Consider the following 14,904-nt stretch of genomic DNA (forward strand, 5'->3'; position numbering starts at 1 on the left):
AGGGGAGCAGCGATGAAACGGACGACAGTGCTGTGGACGGCGGCGGTGACCGCCGCAACGGCAGCCGCCGGGGGAGTGGCGACGGACCCGGACAGCAGCTGGTACCGGCGGCTGCGCAAACCGGACTGGCAGCCGCCCGCCCTTGCCTTTCCCGTGGTCTGGACCGCCCTCTTCGCCGACCTCGCCGTGAGTTCCGCCATCGCGCTCGACAGCACGGATACGACCGACACCCCCGGTGGCTGGGCCCGAAGGCAGGAGATCCGCGCCTACCGGGGTGCCCTCGCCGCCAATCTCGTCCTCAACGCGGCGTGGAGTTGGCTCTTCTGGCGGTCCCGCCGGCCGTGGCTGGCCGCGGCGGAGTGCGCCATGCTGGCGGCGAGCAGCGCGGACCTGGTGCGCCGGACCTACCGCCTGAACCGGGCCGCCGGCGTGTCGCTGGCCCCCTACGCGCTGTGGTGCGGATTCGCCACCGTCCTGTCGACGGCCATCGCACGGCTCAATCCCGGAACGGGTGGCCGGCGGTAGCCCTTCAGGTCAGCGACCTGACACCAGCGTGTCCCGGATCTCGCGGCGGAGGACCTTGCCGATGAGGGAGCGGGGGAGCGAATCGAGCACCACCACCCGGCGCGGGACCTTGTAGGCGGTGAGGTGTTCCCGGGCGTAGGCCGTGAGGGCCTCCGGATCGATCGTGGTGCCTGGAATCGGCACGACGGCGGCGACCACGTCTTCGCCCCCTCCCTGGCGCGGCAGACCCACGACGGAGACTTCCGAAATGCCCGGGAAGGTGGCGATAACGTCCTCCACCTCGCTGGGCGAGACGTTGAAGCCGCCCGTGATGATCAGTTCCTTGATCCGGTCCCGGATCGTGACGAAGTAGTCGTCGTCGACCGAGACGATGTCGCCGGTGCGGAACCAGCCGCCCTCGAGCAGCGCGTCCTCGGTCTCCTCCGGCCGGTTCCAGTAGCCGGAGAACACCTGGGGGCCGCGGATCAGGAGTTCCCCCTCCTCGCCGGGGGCGCGGTCCAGCGCGACGTTCCGGGGATCCACCACCCGGATGTCGGTCAGCGGGAACGGGACCCCCACGGTTCCCGGCTTCCGGCTGGGCCCGAACGGGTTCCCGATCGCGATCGGAGAGGTTTCGGTCAGCCCGTAGCCCTCGATCAGGTGGCCGCCGGTCGCTTTTTCCCAGGTGTCCACGGTCGCCGTCGGCAGGTTCATCGCGCCGGAGATGGAGTAGCGGATGCTTTCCAGCCCGATGCCGCGTTCCGCCGCGGCGGCGGCGATCCGGTCGTAGATCGGCGGAACGGCCGGCAGGAAGGTCGCCGGCGACTTCTTGAGCGCCTTCAGCACCAGGTCAACATCGAACTTCGGGAAGAGAACCAGCTTCGCGCCGATGCTCAACGCGAAGGTCATGCAGAGCGTCAGGCCGTAGGCATGGAACATCGGCAGGACCGCGTACACCGTTTCCCGGCCGTCCTTGAGCCCCGGCACCCACGCGCGCCCCTGCGCGGCGTTCGCCTGCAGGTTGGCGTGGCTGAGCATGGCGGCCTTGGGCAGTCCGGTGGTCCCCGAGGTGTACTGGAGGACGGCGAGGTCATTGGCGGCGGGCCGCGGGTGCTTCTTCTTCAGCTCTCCGGCGCCGAGCAGTTCGCGCCACGGCAGCACCGGCCGCAGGGCGGGCGCCGGCCGGCCCTTTGACTCGTGTTTGCCGACCGTCAGGGCGGCGCGGGCCTTGCGGGCCGCGGCAACCGGAAGCCGCAGGGCCAGCCGCTGCAGCAGCGGCATCGCGGGGATCAGTTCGACTGAGACAATGCTGCGGAGCCCGACGTCGGGCGGCAGCTGGCGGACCCGCTGCACGGCCTTGTCCCAGACAATCGCGACGGCGGCGCCGTGGTCCTCGAACTGGTGGCGCAGTTCCCGGTCCGTGTAGAGGGGGTTGTGCTCGACCACGACGGCGCCGAGGCGCAGCGCGGCGTGGAAGGCAACGATGTGCTGCGGGCAGTTCGGCATCACCAGGGCAACCCGGTCGCCGGCCTTGACACCCAGTTTTTCCAGGCCGGCGGCGGCCCGCCGGATCAGGGTGCCGAGCTCCCGGTAACTCGTGCGGGCGCCAAAGAACTCCAGTGCCGTCTTCGATCCGTAGCGCCGCACGGAGGCGTCCATGAGGTCCACGAGGGAACCCTGGGGAAGCACCAGGTTCGCCGGAACACCCGGGCCGTAGGACTTCGTCCACGGGCGGTCACGCCAGGGCTGCCCGGTCGTCGCTGCTGTGCCCTTGGGCGCAGTCCGCAGGGATTTCTTCTTCATCATCAGTCCTTGCCGCTGGATTCCGCCGAGTGTTTGCGAGCCACAAGGCCTGCCGGGAAAATCCTACCGGTGCCGGGTTGCGGCGCATTCACCCTGACTTCTGAACGGCCATTGACAATATTGTCGAGTCGGGACTAATTGACCGGCCCGTCCGTGCTGTAAATGGCTGCTGAAGCGTGGAATTGCGCCATGACAACGATTTGACATTTAGGAGAGTGTGACGGTGGTGCGCACAACATTTCTGATAGCCTGCCCAAAGTCTTACTAGCACATTCGGAGAAACTATTTGTCCGGCGCCTGGGCTTGTCATTACTTTGGAGGGAAAATGTACAAATGGACACCGCTCCTTGGGGGGTGCGCGGTGGGTCTAATTGCCTTGGCCGCCTGTAGTCCGCCAGCGTCCAATCCACCGACCGCCTCTCAGGCTCCGACCTCAAGTGGTCCGTCAGATTCCACGAATGCACCGCCATCCTCCAGCCCGGCGTCATCAGCGTCAGGAGTGCCAACGCCGTCCGCCTTGGCAACGGACGCCCTCAGTGACGTCACTTGCGAACCTGACGCAGCTGGTTCGTGGTCCTTTTCGGGCACCTTGACGAATGCTGGTGCCAAGGAAGTGAAGTTCACTGTGGCCGTCGCTGTGGGCACGACCAGCAGCCCTGCCGGCCACGCCATGATCGAGCAAATCGTCGCCCCCGGCGCCAAGGCCACGGTCCGCGCGGATCACTTCGCATCGGCCGCACCTGTGGGGGCAATCTGCGAGGCGGTGGTCTCAAAATGACCCGGATCCCGAAATCCCTGTCCAAAGCCGCCATCATGGTCGTGATGTCATCATTGGTGGTGGCCGGGATTGCGCTCCCCGCCCAGGCCACATCCTCGCCTGTCCCCGGGACGCCGGGGCCTGCCACAAGCCCAGGCGCGGCGCCCGCCGCCACTGCGATGCCTACTGCGACGGCATCGGCGACGCCAACCAGCACGGAATCGGCGCCGGTGACACCGCCGGCGTCCACTCCACAGCCCGAGGCCCCCGCGACGGACAGCGAGACTCCGCTTCCGTCTGAGCCGGAGGGCAGTACCCCTGGCACGCTCCCGGGCGGCACCGAAGCTACCGGCTTCGTCCCCTTTGGGGCCATCGGCGCCAAATGGGATGAACTTGGCGGCGCCAACGGTCCCTTGGGTGAGCCCACATCAAATGAGAAGTGTGATCCCGCCGGTCTATGCGTGGAGGCCTTTGACTCGGGGGAGATCTACTACACACCCTCGACCGGCGCCCACGCGGTTCTCTTTGCTGCCGGACAGGCAGGCCCCAGATGGAAGGCAACGGCGGCGCTGGACACCGTCGGCTTCCCCGTGACGGACGAAACGTGCGACGCGAACGGATGCTTCCAGCGGTTCTCTCGGGGCATGGATCTGACTTGGACCCTTTCGGCCGGTCACCAGCAGGTCTGGACCTGGGGTGCGATCGGCGAGGCTGTGTATGGACTTTACGGTGGATATCCTGCCGTCGGATATCCGACGTCGGCCGAAGTCTGCACGTTGAAGGACGGGGGTTGCGTCCAGGAGTTTGGTCAGTTCAAGATCGTCTGGTCATCAGGTTCCGGTGCTTTCGGCGTCTGGTTCCCGGGAGCAGTCGGCGGCCTCTACCAGAGCACAGCCGCTGAACTGGGAACATTAGGCTATCCGACGTCCCGAGAGACGTGTGGGCTAAAAGCAAGTGGCTGCTATCAGAACTTCCAGGGCGGAACAATCGTTTGGTCGCCGGCAAGCGGCGCGCAAATCAGTCTCGGCGCCATCCGCGCGAGTTGGGGAGACCGTGGCTACGAGAACGGCGGCCTGGGCTACCCCGTCTCCGGGGAAATTTGTGGCCTTCCGGGCTCCGGCTGTCGCCAGGAGTACCAGGGCGGGACAATCTTCTGGTCAGCGACCACCGGGGCGAGTTCCGTCAACGGCGCGATCAAGGGCCGGTACCAGGAGCAGGGCGGCGTCGCCGGGTACCTCGGTTACCCGACCCAAAACGAGGTCTGCAACCAATCCAACGGTGGCTGCTACCAGTGGTTTCAGGGCGGACTGATCTTCTGGTCCCCGATGACCGGGGCCCAGCCTGTCTACGGGGGAATGAAGGCGAAGTACGAGTCGATGGGGTGGCACGCGAGCTACTTGGGCTATCCGACCACACCCGAAGTGTGCGCCGGTGGCGAGTGCGTTCAATCATTCCAGGGCGGATACCTCACGTGGGATCCATCGTCGTCGAAGGACTTCGGGCGGTCGGAGTGCTCCAACCTCAACGAGGGCCGGATCAAGTACCCAACCGGAGATGCCAAGCGCGTACTGCTGACGTACGCAGCGGAGTACGGGCAGTCTTACGCGACCGTCGTCTATTGCCAGCGGATTGCCGGAACGTATGTGATTGACTGGCGGACCGACGGGCGGGTGGGCGCAAGCGGCTTCAAGCAGCCGGGCGTCCCGTCCGGACCGACGCGCTACAACTTCTCGCCCACGGGTTCATACTCGGTGACAGAGGCCTTCGGCCTCGGCAACCCGGGGACGGCGCTTCCATATAAGCTGCTAAACCCCAACTCACGATGGGGCGGGAACCCGTGGACAGCCACCTATAACAAGTACTTCGAGTCCACGTCCTGGGTGGGCTGGGATGAGAACATGTGGTATTTTGCCACGGGCCGGTCACACGACTATCGCCAAGGGGCAGTACTGAATTACAACCGGCCGCCGGATTCGGAAATTGTGCAGGACGCCGGTTTCGCGATCTTCCTTCACGAGCATAAAGTACCAACCGCCGGCTGTATTGCGCTGGATGACTGGGCAGTGGAGGACTACCTGCGGAAGTCCGTGCCGGGGGACCGAATCATCATGGGAGTGGCCCGGGATATCTTCTCTTAAACCCGGAACACCTTCTCTCAAAACTGAATAAACCAAAGACAGGCGTAAATCACGAACGAACCGCCGGAGATATCGGGATTTTCCCGACAAACTCCGGCGGTTTTTTCGTCCGCGGAAGGACGCAGGGCGTTGTGACCTTTGGCCCTACGGGCCGGTCCGGCCCGGGCGGAAGCTGGGGGTACATGGCAAGCGCGGGCCGACTGTGCCCCCGTCGTGCCGATGCAGGTCATTCCGAAGTCGGTCATTCCATCCGGGAACGGGAGCACCATGAAGCACCAGCAGCCCACCCTCCGTTTCCTCGGAGCCACCGACTCCGTCACCGGCTCCCGATATCTGCTGGAGTCCGGCGGCACCCGGGTGCTGGTGGACTGCGGCCTCTTCCAGGGCTACAAACGCAGCCGCGAGCGGAACCGGGTCCCTTTCCCGGTCCCGCCGGCCTCGATCGATGCCGTGGTCCTCAGCCACGCGCACCTGGACCATACGGGGTACGTCCCTGCGCTGGTGCGCGACGGATTCACCGGGCCGGTCATCGCCACGGACGGCACCACGGACCTGTGCAAGCTGCTGCTGCCCGACAGCGGGTACCTGCAGGAGGAGGAGGCCCGCTACGCCATGCACCGGGGGTCGTCCCGGCACATTCCGGCACTGCCGGTCTACACCGCTGCCGACGCAGTCAAATCCCTTAACAGTTTCAAGGTCACCGATTTTGATGATCCGGTAGACCTTGGTGGCGGAATGGAAATGACGTTCGTGCCGGCCGGCCACATCCTGGGCGCCGCGCAGGTCCACATACGGATCGGCTCGCAGTCGGTGCACTTCACCGGGGACCTGGGCCGGACGGACGACCCGCTGATGTACCCGCCCCGCCCCCTGGGCGAGGCCGGGGTGCTGGTCACGGAGTCGACCTACGGGAACCGCAAGCACTCCACCGAGGATCCCGAAAAGCAGCTGGGGGAGATCATCAACCGGGTCGCTAAGCGTGGCGGTGTTGTACTGTTCGCCGCGTTCGCCGTCGGCCGCGCCGAGACCCTGATGCTGTACCTGTCCCGCCTCCGCGCGAAGCACCAGATCCCGGACATCCCGGTGTACCTCAACAGCCCGATGGCCATTGATGCGTCCGGGATGTACCAGCGGCACCCCGAGGAACACCGGCTCAAGGAGCAGGAATACCTGAACATGTACAAAGTTGCGCAGCTCACGCGCTCCGTCGACGAGTCCAAGCTGCTGAATCTCCGCGGCGGTCCGATGATCATCATCTCCGCCAGCGGAATGCTCACCGGAGGGCGGATCCTGCACCATCTGGCCGCCTACGGACCGGACCCAAAGAACGCCGTGATTCTCAGCGGCTACCAGGCCGGCGGGACCCGCGGCGCCAGCCTGGCAGCCGGCGAACGCGAGCTCCGGATCTACGGCGAAGACGTCAAGATCCGTGCCGAGGTGATCCAGATGGAAAGCCTCTCGGCCCATGCAGACTCCGACGGAATCATTTCTTGGATGAAGGCTGCGGCGAGCGAACCCCGGATGACCTACATCACCCACGGCGAACCTGACGCCTCGGATGCGCTGCGACTCAGGATCAAGCGCGAGCTTGGCTGGCGTGCCCGGGTCCCCGAACACCTTGAACAGATCTCCATCGAGGAGCCCCGATGACATCCGGCGTCGCCAAATCGGCGGTCCTGGCGGAAATCCACGCGCTGGCCCGGCCGCTGAAGACGGACCGGGACCTCAACGGCCTGGTCCGGCGTGCGGCAGACTGCCGCTTCGTCGCCATCGGCGAAGCCAGCCACGGCACCCACGAGTTCTACACCTCGCGCGACACCCTCAGCAGGCGCCTGATCGAGGAAGAAGGCTACAACTGGATCGGGGTGGAGGGCGACTGGCCCGACTGCTGGCGGATCAACCGCTGGGTACGGGGCGAGGCGGGGCAGGACCAGGGCGTCCATGCCCTGCTCGGCGGCTTTGAACGCTGGCCCACCTGGATGTGGGCGAACGAGGAAGTCGCAGCCTTCCTGGACTGGCTCCGCGGCTGGAATCTCGGACGGCCGATGAGCCAGCGGGTCGGCTTCTACGGGCTGGACGTGTACTCGCTGTGGGATTCGCTCCGCGAGATCATCGGCTGGCTCGGGGACAACGTTCCCGACGCCGTCCCCGCGGCCATGCGCGCCTGGCAGTGCTTCCAGCCGCACCAGGAGGACCCGCACAAGTACGCCTGGAGCACGAGGCTGGTGCCGCAGTCCTGCGAAGCGGACGTCGTCGCGCTCCTCACCGAGGTCAGGAACCGGGTGTCCAGCCCGGGAGCGCAGGGCGAGGGAGCCTTCGACGCCGTGCAGAACGCTGAGGTCGCCGCGAACGCCGAGCATTACTACCGCATCATGGTCCGCGGCGACCGGCAGTCGTGGAACGTCCGGGACCACCATATGGCCGACACAATCGACCGGCTCAGCAAGCACTTGGGACCCGCCTCCAAAGGCCTGATCTGGGAGCACAACACGCACGTGGGTGACGCCCGCGCGACCGACATGGCCCAGGACGGACTCGTCAACGTGGGCCAGCTGCTGCGCGAACGTCACGCCGCGGACGGTGTGATGCTGGTCGGCCTGGCATCCCACCGGGGCGAGGTGATCGCCGCGGAGGCCTGGGGCCGCCCGGAGCGCATCATGCCGGTGCCGCCGGCCCGCCCGGGAAGCCACGAAGACTTCCTGCACGAGGTCCTGGGCGTGCCGTCGGTGCTGGACTTCGGCGAGGGCAGGTCCGGTCCGTGGCTGTCCACCTGGCTCGGCCACCGCGCGATCGGTGTGGTCTACCATCCGGAGCGAGAGCTCGGGAACTACGTTCCGACCCGGATCGGCGAGCGCTACGACGCGCTGATCTGGTTTGAGCGCACCGCCGCTCTGCGTCCCCTGCACCACGAGGGCCCGCCCCGGGAACAGGAGTTCGAGACCGAACCGACCGGCTTCTAATCCACTGCGGAGGCCGGAGCCATTGCAGCCGGGGTCCCTGCCGGGGTCTGTGCAGTCTGGGCCGGTGCGGCCGCCGCCGGCACCGGACCGCGGGCGAGGATCCGGACCGCGCTGAGGGTCACGAATTCGTTCGGGCCGGTCCGGCCCCAGTCAGTGACATCCGTCTGGCCCTTCGCCCCCGGCGGATTCCACCAGGCGCCCTCGACGGGCCAGCGTCCGTCGGGCAGCATCCTGCCGCGCAGCAGCGCGGTGGCCTCGGCAGTGCGGGGGTCCCCGAGCAGCCCCATCCGGGACAACAGCAGCAGGGCCGGAAGGATGCCGTAGTGCCAGAACTCCGGGTACCGGAGCTTGACCCAGCGCGGGTCGATGGGGCGCCCGGTGGAGGAGGATTTGAAGAGCCGGTGTGCCAGCAACAGCTCCGCCGCCCTATCCGCGGCGGCCCGGGCATCGGGATCGCCGCTGGCTTCCCAGTACGCGTGGAGCCCTTTGGCGGCGGGCAGCGTTTCGTGGAAGGAGGACCGGCGGCCGCTCGCGTCGACGTCGCAGTTCCATCCGCCGTCGGGCCATTGCCAGTGGACCAGATCGTGGGCCAGCGCCGCCACCCGCGGATCCCTGGCCATCCCGAGCAGGCTGCAGACGTACAGGGCGTTGCCTTCCTGTGAGGCGCAGCGGCGGGTAAGCCCGCCGACGCTGCGGATCCGGCTGCGGTGCTGGTCCCCTTGCAGCCACTCCAGCACCGTGCCGGCCGCGTCCAGCAACGAAGGGGCATCCGCTGCCGTGACGCCGAGGTCGACGAGGGAGACCAGCCGCCAGTGCGCACCCGCCCATTTCCGGTAAGGGTGCACTCCGAATCCGCCGTCGGGCTGCCGCCCGGACAGCCGCGAGGACACAATCCTGCCGTGGTTCACCGGGCCTCCGGACCAAGGGGCGCCAAGAAATTCCAGCCGCACCGCGCGGCGCACGGCAGGTTCTTCCGATGCCGCCAACCACGCAATGGCGGGCAGCAACGCGTCCTGCTCCATGGCTCGACGGTACGCACGGCGGATCTGGGGGCGTGAGGGGCTTAAGGCCCTAACCGGAGGTAGGCCCGGCGCGCACACTGAAGTGCCGGCGCACTTTTCGTGCTGCCGCCCGGTTCACGCGATGCAGCAATAGACCGCGCCATGGAAAAGAGCAGGATTCAGAATGAGCAAGCCAATCGTCGTCGGCATTAACGGATCGGCCGGAAGCGAGGCCGCCTTGGCGTGGGCGCTTGAGCGGGCGGCGCGGGACAAGCTTCCGGTGACCGCCATCCACGCCGTGGACGACCGCTGGATGTCCCCCGATTTCCAGTACCACGAGCTCATCCGGCAGTCGGGCATGGAGCTCCTCCAGAAGGCGCAGGACCGGGCCCGGGAGCAGGCTCCGGACGTGACGGTGGACGTCCAGCTTCGGCATGGCAGCGCCGGCTCGGTGCTTCGGGAGGTCTCCAAGGAAGCCTCCATGGTGATTGTTGGCGGCCATGACAAGCACTGGATGGACGGCGGTCCCCTGACGGACCGGGCCCTGCAGATCGCGTCCGCCTCGGAAGTCCCCGCGGCCGTTGTCCCGCTGAAGCGCGGCGCCGCGGACCGCGGGGTCGTGGTTGGTGTGGATGGCTCGGAAGAGTCCCTGCAGGCAGTGAATTTCGCCGCGGCGGAGGCAGACCGGGGCGGCGACGAGTTGACCGTGGTCCTCGCCTTCCGCAGGCCGGCCCGCTGGGTCGAAAACCAGCTGCCGAACAGCGGGCTCGCCGAATCGATCCTCGAGGAGGACCGGATTGTCCTGGCTGAATCCGTTGCCGGACTGGCCGACAAGTACCCGGACCTCGTGATCCATCAGCGGCTGGAGACCGACGCAGAGCCCGCCAAAGCACTGGTCGACGCCGCCAAGGGGGCGCGGCTCCTCGTGATTGGCAGCCACGGCCGGGGTGGCTTCTCCCGCATGGTGCTGGGTTCCACGGCCCACGCGGTGCTGCTCAATGTGCCGTGCCCGACCGTCGTGACGAGGCTGCACAAGGTCAAGCACGAGGGCTGAGCGCCGGAGCAGCGAACCGCCGAAAGGGAGTGGCCCCGTGTTGCGGGGGCACTCCCTTTAGGCGGGACTCTTGAGCCCGCCCGGGAACGGATGGGAGGATGATGCCGTGCAGCCGTTTTTCGATTTCGTCGGGCACTTCTGGTGGCTCATTTTTCCGCTGAGCGGATTGTTCGGGGGCTGGGCGCGCTCCTGGTCCAGGGCCAGCGAACGACGGCACCGGCGGCGGGTGGAGCTGTACCGGCTTCGCAACCGGGCAGCGGAGGTGGAGCAGGCCAGCCAGTCCCAGGTCCGGACGCTGATGGCGGGCCATGACGCCGTCAACCGGCGGTGGCTCGAGTACGAACTTGACGTGGGTAAACTCATCGACTTTCCAGTCATGACCGATGTTCGCGAACCGCTCACTGTGGCGTTCCTGCGTGCGAAGCGGCAGGCCGATGGTCTGCGTCCGGGAGCCCCCGGGGACATCACGACGGCGGCGCAGCTGGCCGGGTACCGCGAAGCCGTCACCGGTTTTGAGCTGGCGTTCGACGTCGCCGAACGGGAAGCCCGGCGGATCCGGGACAGCAACTTCACCGGCCCGGAACGGGAGCGCCTCGCCACGGCCCGGAAGCTGCTGCGGATCGCTTCGGACGCCGCGGCAACCCCGGCGGAGCGGCAGACGGCGTACAAGCGTGCCCGGCGCGAACTGGACGGACTGATTGTGTTGCCGGACGCGACGCTTGCCGCGCTGGAGGAGAAGATCGCCGGGATGCTCGACGCCGGGACGGCCGACCGCCGGCCCGGCTGATGACAGCGGCAGCGTGGGCGCCCGGACCAGGCGTGAGCGCCCGGACCAGGCGACGGCGCCAAAACACTAAGCGCCCAGACCCAAGGATAGCCCCTCAGTCGAGGGGCTTTCCTGGTTGGTGCAGGTTTCGTGTCAAGACAGCTGCCCTGTCAGAACAGCTGCCTTGTCAGGACAGGTGCCCTGTCAAGATACCGCCAGAAGCTGCGGCTCAGATCCACTTCGGGGCGGCCGGAACCGCCGTCGGCGACGCTGCGGAGTCGACGGCGGATACGCCGCCGTCGCCGCGGCCGCCGGCCCATTCGACGACCGATGCCAGCGGTCCGGAGACCACCGTGGCGGAGTCCGACGTCGTGTCCCCGAATGTGACGGCACGGTCCGTTACCTTGACCACGAGGCCCGCATCGGTGCCGCGGGTCTTCCAAGCGCCGGTGATGTCCGCCAGCAGCCGTTCCAGCACGGGTACCGGGATGTCCTGGAAGCGGGCGCCGTTGTGGAGATCGACGGCGTGCATCCAGACTTCGCGGGTCCGCATCCAGACGGTTTCGCTGGCGGGGACTTCGCGGCCCTGGATGGTCCGGACTTTGTGGTGCCAGGCATCTTCGGGCAGGTCGCGCCATTCCACGTTGAGGTGCACCGCGGAGTGGTCGAACAGGTGCCGCAGCGCGATCGGGCTCAGGGTCGCCCCAAAGTGGATCTCGTGGTCCCGCACGTCCGTGGACGCGTACATCGGGGTTTCCACCCCGGTGGCCGCCCACTCGACCAACCGGGCAATCGCCCGGGCGTTGTAGCCGATGTGAGCCGTGATGTGGCGGCGGGTCCAGCCCTGCAGCAGCGTGTCGCCGTCGAGCTCAGCATCAGTGAGTTCGTTGAGCTTGCGCGCGAAGAACGCCGTGCCCCGGCGCGCCTGCAGCAGTGCCGCAAGCAGCTCCGGGTCGGTCGTCTGGTCGTGGCGGGCGACCATCAGGCTTCCTTGACTACGCGGTTCTTCAGTTCTCCGAGGCCCTCGATGGTGGTGACCAGGATCTGGCCTTCCTGCAGGTAGCGCTTCGGGTCCTGCGCGTGGCCGACACCGCCGGGGGTGCCGGTGGCGATGACGTCGCCGGGGTTCAGCGTGATGATGGTGGAGATGTAGGAAACCAGGAATTCCGGCGTGAAGACGACATCGTTCGTCGGGGTCTGCTGCTGGATCTCGCCGTCGACCGCGGTGGTCATCAGGCCGCCGCTGAACTCGTCCTTGGTGACCAGGGCGGGGCCGAAGGGGGTGGATTTCTCCCAGGTCTTGCCCTGCAGCCACTGGATGGTGCGGAACTGGTAGTCGCGCATGGACACGTCGTTCAGGACGGCGTAGCCGGCGATGTGGTCCGCGGCGTCGGCTTCGGAAATCCGGCGGCCCTTCTTGCCGATCACGACGGCGAGTTCGGATTCCCAGTCGACAGTGGAGGATTCCTGCGGCAGGGCCAGGTCATCGTTCGGGCCGATCAGGGATTCCTGGTACTTGGCGAACAGGGTCGGGAACTCGGGGACTTCCCGGCCCATTTCCTTGATGTGGTTGCGGTAGTTGTGGCCCACGCAGATGATCTTGCCGGGGGAGGGGACAACGGCGTCGAGGTCCGCGCCCTCAACCGGGTGCTGGGTGCCGTTGGCGGCCTTTGCGGTGGCTTCCCAGTCCGCGGAGCGCAGCAGCTCTCCGACGTCGGCGAAGCCGTCGATCTCGGTCAGGGTGTCGCCGTCCTGGCGGACAGCCTTGGTGCCGGCCTGGGTGCGGAGGGTGAGGAGTCTCATTTGTTGTTGCGTCCTTCGATGTAGGTGCGGTTGAAGTTCAGCCGTTCGAAAATGGGGGCGTCGCTGAAGTGGAAGAGATCGAATTCGGTCTCGGCCTGCAGCGACCAGGCTGCCCAGGACGGAACGACGAACAGGTCGCCCTTCGCCAGGGTCCTGGTTTCGCCGTTGAGGACCACGGAGCCGGCCCCTTCGAAGACCTGCCACACGCTGGAGCCCACTTCACGGACGGTCTCGGTGGAGGCGCCGGCGCGGAGCCGGTGGAATTCGGCCCGGATGGTCGGCATCACGTCGCCGCCGGTGGTGGGGTTGGTGTAGCGGACCGCGGCGTGGCCCTGGGACACGGTCGCCGGGTGGCCCTCGTCCTCGAGCAGCAGCTGTTCGCGCAGGGCCCGGTCGGTGTACTCCCAGCGGTACGCGGCGATGGGGGAGCTGGTGGTGTCATCCAGGCCGGAGAGCGGGCGCAGGCCCGGGTGCGCCCAGAGCCGCTCGGAGCGGGAGATGTCCGGGGTGGCCTCGTCGGTGACGCGCTCGGTGCCGAACTCGAAGAAGCCGGCATCGGCGTAGTGCACGAACGGGATGTCCAGGCCGTCGATCCAGGCCATCGGCTCATCGGTGTCGTTGTGGTGGCCGTGGAAGTTCCAGCCCGGAGTCAGCAGGAAATCACCGCGGGACATCCGGACCGGGTCCCCGTTCACGACGGTCCAGACGCCTTCGCCCTCGACCACGAAGCGGAAGGCGTTCTGCGAGTGGCGGTGTTCCGGCGCGGTCTCGCGGGCGCCGAGGTACTGAATGGCTGCCCACAGTGTCGGAGTGGCGTAGGGGGTGTTGCCCAGGCCCGGGTTGGCCAGGGCAATCGCGCGCCGCTCGCCGCCACGGCCCACCGGGACCAGGTCACCGGCGCGGGCGGCCAGCGGGTAGAGGTCGCTCCACCGCCAGACATGCGGCACCGCCTTTGGGGACGGCACCATCGGCATCAGGTCCGCGATTTCGGTCCAGAGCGGAATCAGGTTTTCGCGGTCAAAATCGCGGTACAGCTCTTTGAGCTGGGCAGCCTCTTCGGGCGTCGGCTCCGGGGCAGTGTGCCCTGCGGCAACTGACTCATGAGTCGTGTTCTCGGCGCTGATGGACACGTGGGCCTCCTCGGTAGTGCAGAACAGATCTTATGCGTAGGCTGACTCTACGGAGCCGGCCCTGTGACCCCCAACATATTCTGCTGGTCAGAATTGTTACTGCGGGCGGCGGCGGACTCAGTCCGGCTGGGCCGGATTGGCCGCGATGTCGACCTCCAGCTGACGGCAGCTTTCCCGCAGCCGGGGGACCAGCCCGGCGTCGAAGACCCTGCGGAAGCGGGTCGCCGGTGCGGCCACGCTGAGCGCACCAACCACCTCCCCCCGCCGGTTGTGCAGGGCGATCCCAAGGGCGCTCACCCCGTCCTCCGTGCCCTCGAAATTGGCAGCGAAGCCGTTGACGCGGATGGACTCCAGCTCCCGCACGAACGCCGGGTATTCCGCGGCCGGGATGGTGTCGCCGCCGGTCTCGGTGTTGTCGCTGCTGAACAGCCGGTCGATCATGGGAGGCTCAAGTTCGGCCAGCATGGCCTTGCCCCCTGAGGTCTTGTTGGCGGGCATTACCGTCCCCTGCCGGTCACCGACCCGCAACACGTTGGTCCCCTCCACAGTGGCCAGGAAGCGGACTTTCGTGCCCACCCGCACCATGAGGTTCACCGTTTCATTGAGCTGGGCCGAAAGCAGTTCCATATGCGGCTGGGCGAGGGAGCGGAGCAGCCGGGACCAGCTCAGCCCGGCCGGCCCGACGCCCATTGCCGGGCCAGGCAGGTACCGGCGGGTTTCATCCTGCACGGCGAAACCCCGGTAGACCAGCATGGCCAGCAGCCGGTGGGCGGTGGACGGGGCCACGCCCAGCTCGGCTGCGGCGTCCTTGAGCCGCAGCGCGCCGACGTCGCGCAACAGCTGGAGAAGCTGCAGGGCGTTGTCGACTGCCTCGACGGAATAGCTCGGCCGCTTCTGGACGGGCTTCCGGGTCGATTTCGACGCGGGCTTGGCGGGGGACTCGTTCTGCACATCAGAATTATATTGTGGTTCACCTGCCATCGAGGCG

General features: G+C 67.2%; 13 protein-coding genes. 7 read left to right on the plus strand and 6 right to left on the minus strand.

Annotated elements, in window-relative coordinates:
- Positions 1-12: 12 nt before the first annotated feature.
- A complete protein-coding gene (locus AC50YM_RS08205; protein WP_494956476.1) occupies positions 13-525 on the plus strand; it encodes a TspO/MBR family protein in 513 nt (170 codons plus the stop codon).
- 9 nt (positions 526-534) lie between these two features.
- Here the strand turns inward: AC50YM_RS08205 and AC50YM_RS08210 are convergent, their stop codons facing one another.
- Positions 535-2,307 carry a long-chain-fatty-acid--CoA ligase gene (locus tag AC50YM_RS08210; protein WP_494956477.1) on the minus strand — a complete coding sequence of 591 codons (1,773 nt, stop codon included), beginning with the start codon at positions 2,305-2,307 and terminating at the stop codon, positions 535-537.
- Positions 2,308-2,920: 613 nt separating this feature from the next.
- Here AC50YM_RS08210 and AC50YM_RS08215 point away from each other — a divergent pair.
- The 4 genes from AC50YM_RS08215 to AC50YM_RS08230 all read left to right on the plus strand — a co-directional run bounded on the left by AC50YM_RS08215 (position 2,921) and on the right by AC50YM_RS08230 (position 8,162).
- On the plus strand, positions 2,921-3,085 hold the full coding sequence (locus AC50YM_RS08215) for a hypothetical protein (protein ID WP_494956478.1): 165 nt from the start codon (positions 2,921-2,923) through the stop codon (positions 3,083-3,085).
- The gene (locus tag AC50YM_RS08220) at positions 3,082-5,202 is read left to right on the plus strand and encodes a L,D-transpeptidase family protein (RefSeq protein ID WP_494956479.1); all 2,121 of its coding nucleotides are present in this window, start codon (positions 3,082-3,084) and stop codon (positions 5,200-5,202) included. The genes AC50YM_RS08215 and AC50YM_RS08220 overlap by 4 nt, the downstream gene beginning before the upstream one ends.
- A 267-nt stretch (positions 5,203-5,469) precedes the next feature.
- Complete coding sequence (locus AC50YM_RS08225; protein ID WP_494956480.1) at positions 5,470-6,852, plus strand: MBL fold metallo-hydrolase RNA specificity domain-containing protein; 1,383 nt, start codon at positions 5,470-5,472, stop codon at positions 6,850-6,852.
- Complete coding sequence (locus AC50YM_RS08230; protein ID WP_494956481.1) at positions 6,849-8,162, plus strand: erythromycin esterase family protein; 1,314 nt, start codon at positions 6,849-6,851, stop codon at positions 8,160-8,162. The genes AC50YM_RS08225 and AC50YM_RS08230 overlap by 4 nt, the downstream gene beginning before the upstream one ends.
- Here AC50YM_RS08230 and AC50YM_RS08235 read toward each other — a convergent pair.
- Positions 8,159-9,184 carry a hypothetical protein gene (locus tag AC50YM_RS08235; protein ID WP_494956482.1) on the minus strand — a complete coding sequence of 342 codons (1,026 nt, stop codon included), beginning with the start codon at positions 9,182-9,184 and terminating at the stop codon, positions 8,159-8,161. The genes AC50YM_RS08230 and AC50YM_RS08235 overlap by 4 nt on opposite strands.
- A 163-nt stretch (positions 9,185-9,347) precedes the next feature.
- On the opposite strand from AC50YM_RS08235, the gene AC50YM_RS08240 reads away from it, so the two are divergent.
- Positions 9,348-10,217 carry a universal stress protein gene (locus tag AC50YM_RS08240; protein ID WP_494956483.1) on the plus strand — a complete coding sequence of 290 codons (870 nt, stop codon included), beginning with the start codon at positions 9,348-9,350 and terminating at the stop codon, positions 10,215-10,217.
- Between the two features lie 106 nt (positions 10,218-10,323).
- Positions 10,324-11,004, plus strand: coding sequence for a hypothetical protein (locus AC50YM_RS08245; RefSeq protein WP_494956484.1), 681 nt, complete (start codon positions 10,324-10,326; stop codon positions 11,002-11,004).
- A 208-nt stretch (positions 11,005-11,212) separates the two neighbouring features.
- Here the strand turns inward: AC50YM_RS08245 and AC50YM_RS08250 are convergent, their stop codons facing one another.
- The 4 genes from AC50YM_RS08250 to AC50YM_RS08265 all read right to left on the minus strand — a co-directional run bounded on the left by AC50YM_RS08250 (position 11,213) and on the right by AC50YM_RS08265 (position 14,897).
- On the minus strand, positions 11,213-11,965 hold the full coding sequence (locus AC50YM_RS08250) for a maleylpyruvate isomerase family mycothiol-dependent enzyme (RefSeq protein ID WP_494956485.1): 753 nt from the start codon (positions 11,963-11,965) through the stop codon (positions 11,213-11,215).
- Positions 11,965-12,786 carry a fumarylacetoacetate hydrolase family protein gene (locus AC50YM_RS08255; RefSeq protein ID WP_494956486.1) on the minus strand — a complete coding sequence of 274 codons (822 nt, stop codon included), beginning with the start codon at positions 12,784-12,786 and terminating at the stop codon, positions 11,965-11,967. Before AC50YM_RS08255 ends, AC50YM_RS08250 begins: the two co-directional genes overlap by 1 nt.
- Positions 12,783-13,916 carry a cupin domain-containing protein gene (locus AC50YM_RS08260; RefSeq protein WP_494956487.1) on the minus strand — a complete coding sequence of 378 codons (1,134 nt, stop codon included), beginning with the start codon at positions 13,914-13,916 and terminating at the stop codon, positions 12,783-12,785. Before AC50YM_RS08260 ends, AC50YM_RS08255 begins: the two co-directional genes overlap by 4 nt.
- A 117-nt stretch (positions 13,917-14,033) precedes the next feature.
- Positions 14,034-14,897, minus strand: coding sequence for an IclR family transcriptional regulator (locus AC50YM_RS08265; protein ID WP_494956488.1), 864 nt, complete (start codon positions 14,895-14,897; stop codon positions 14,034-14,036).
- Between the last annotated feature and the right edge of the window lie 7 nt (positions 14,898-14,904).

The organism is Pseudarthrobacter sp. RHLT1-30-1 (assembly GCF_059383415.1).

Excerpts from the sequence above, each read along its gene's own strand:
- AC50YM_RS08205 (WP_494956476.1), top strand. The coding sequence starts at position 13 with ATGAAACGGACGACAGTGCTGTGGACGGCGGCGGTGACCGCCGCAACG.
- AC50YM_RS08210 (WP_494956477.1), bottom strand. The coding sequence starts at position 2,307 with ATGAAGAAGAAATCCCTGCGGACTGCGCCCAAGGGCACAGCAGCGACG.
- AC50YM_RS08220 (WP_494956479.1), top strand. The coding sequence starts at position 3,082 with ATGACCCGGATCCCGAAATCCCTGTCCAAAGCCGCCATCATGGTCGTG.
- AC50YM_RS08225 (WP_494956480.1), top strand. The coding sequence starts at position 5,470 with ATGAAGCACCAGCAGCCCACCCTCCGTTTCCTCGGAGCCACCGACTCC.
- AC50YM_RS08230 (WP_494956481.1), top strand. The coding sequence starts at position 6,849 with ATGACATCCGGCGTCGCCAAATCGGCGGTCCTGGCGGAAATCCACGCG.
- AC50YM_RS08235 (WP_494956482.1), bottom strand. The coding sequence starts at position 9,184 with ATGGAGCAGGACGCGTTGCTGCCCGCCATTGCGTGGTTGGCGGCATCG.
- AC50YM_RS08240 (WP_494956483.1), top strand. The coding sequence starts at position 9,348 with ATGAGCAAGCCAATCGTCGTCGGCATTAACGGATCGGCCGGAAGCGAG.
- AC50YM_RS08250 (WP_494956485.1), bottom strand. The coding sequence starts at position 11,965 with ATGGTCGCCCGCCACGACCAGACGACCGACCCGGAGCTGCTTGCGGCA.
- AC50YM_RS08255 (WP_494956486.1), bottom strand. The coding sequence starts at position 12,786 with ATGAGACTCCTCACCCTCCGCACCCAGGCCGGCACCAAGGCTGTCCGC.
- AC50YM_RS08265 (WP_494956488.1), bottom strand. The coding sequence starts at position 14,897 with ATGGCAGGTGAACCACAATATAATTCTGATGTGCAGAACGAGTCCCCC.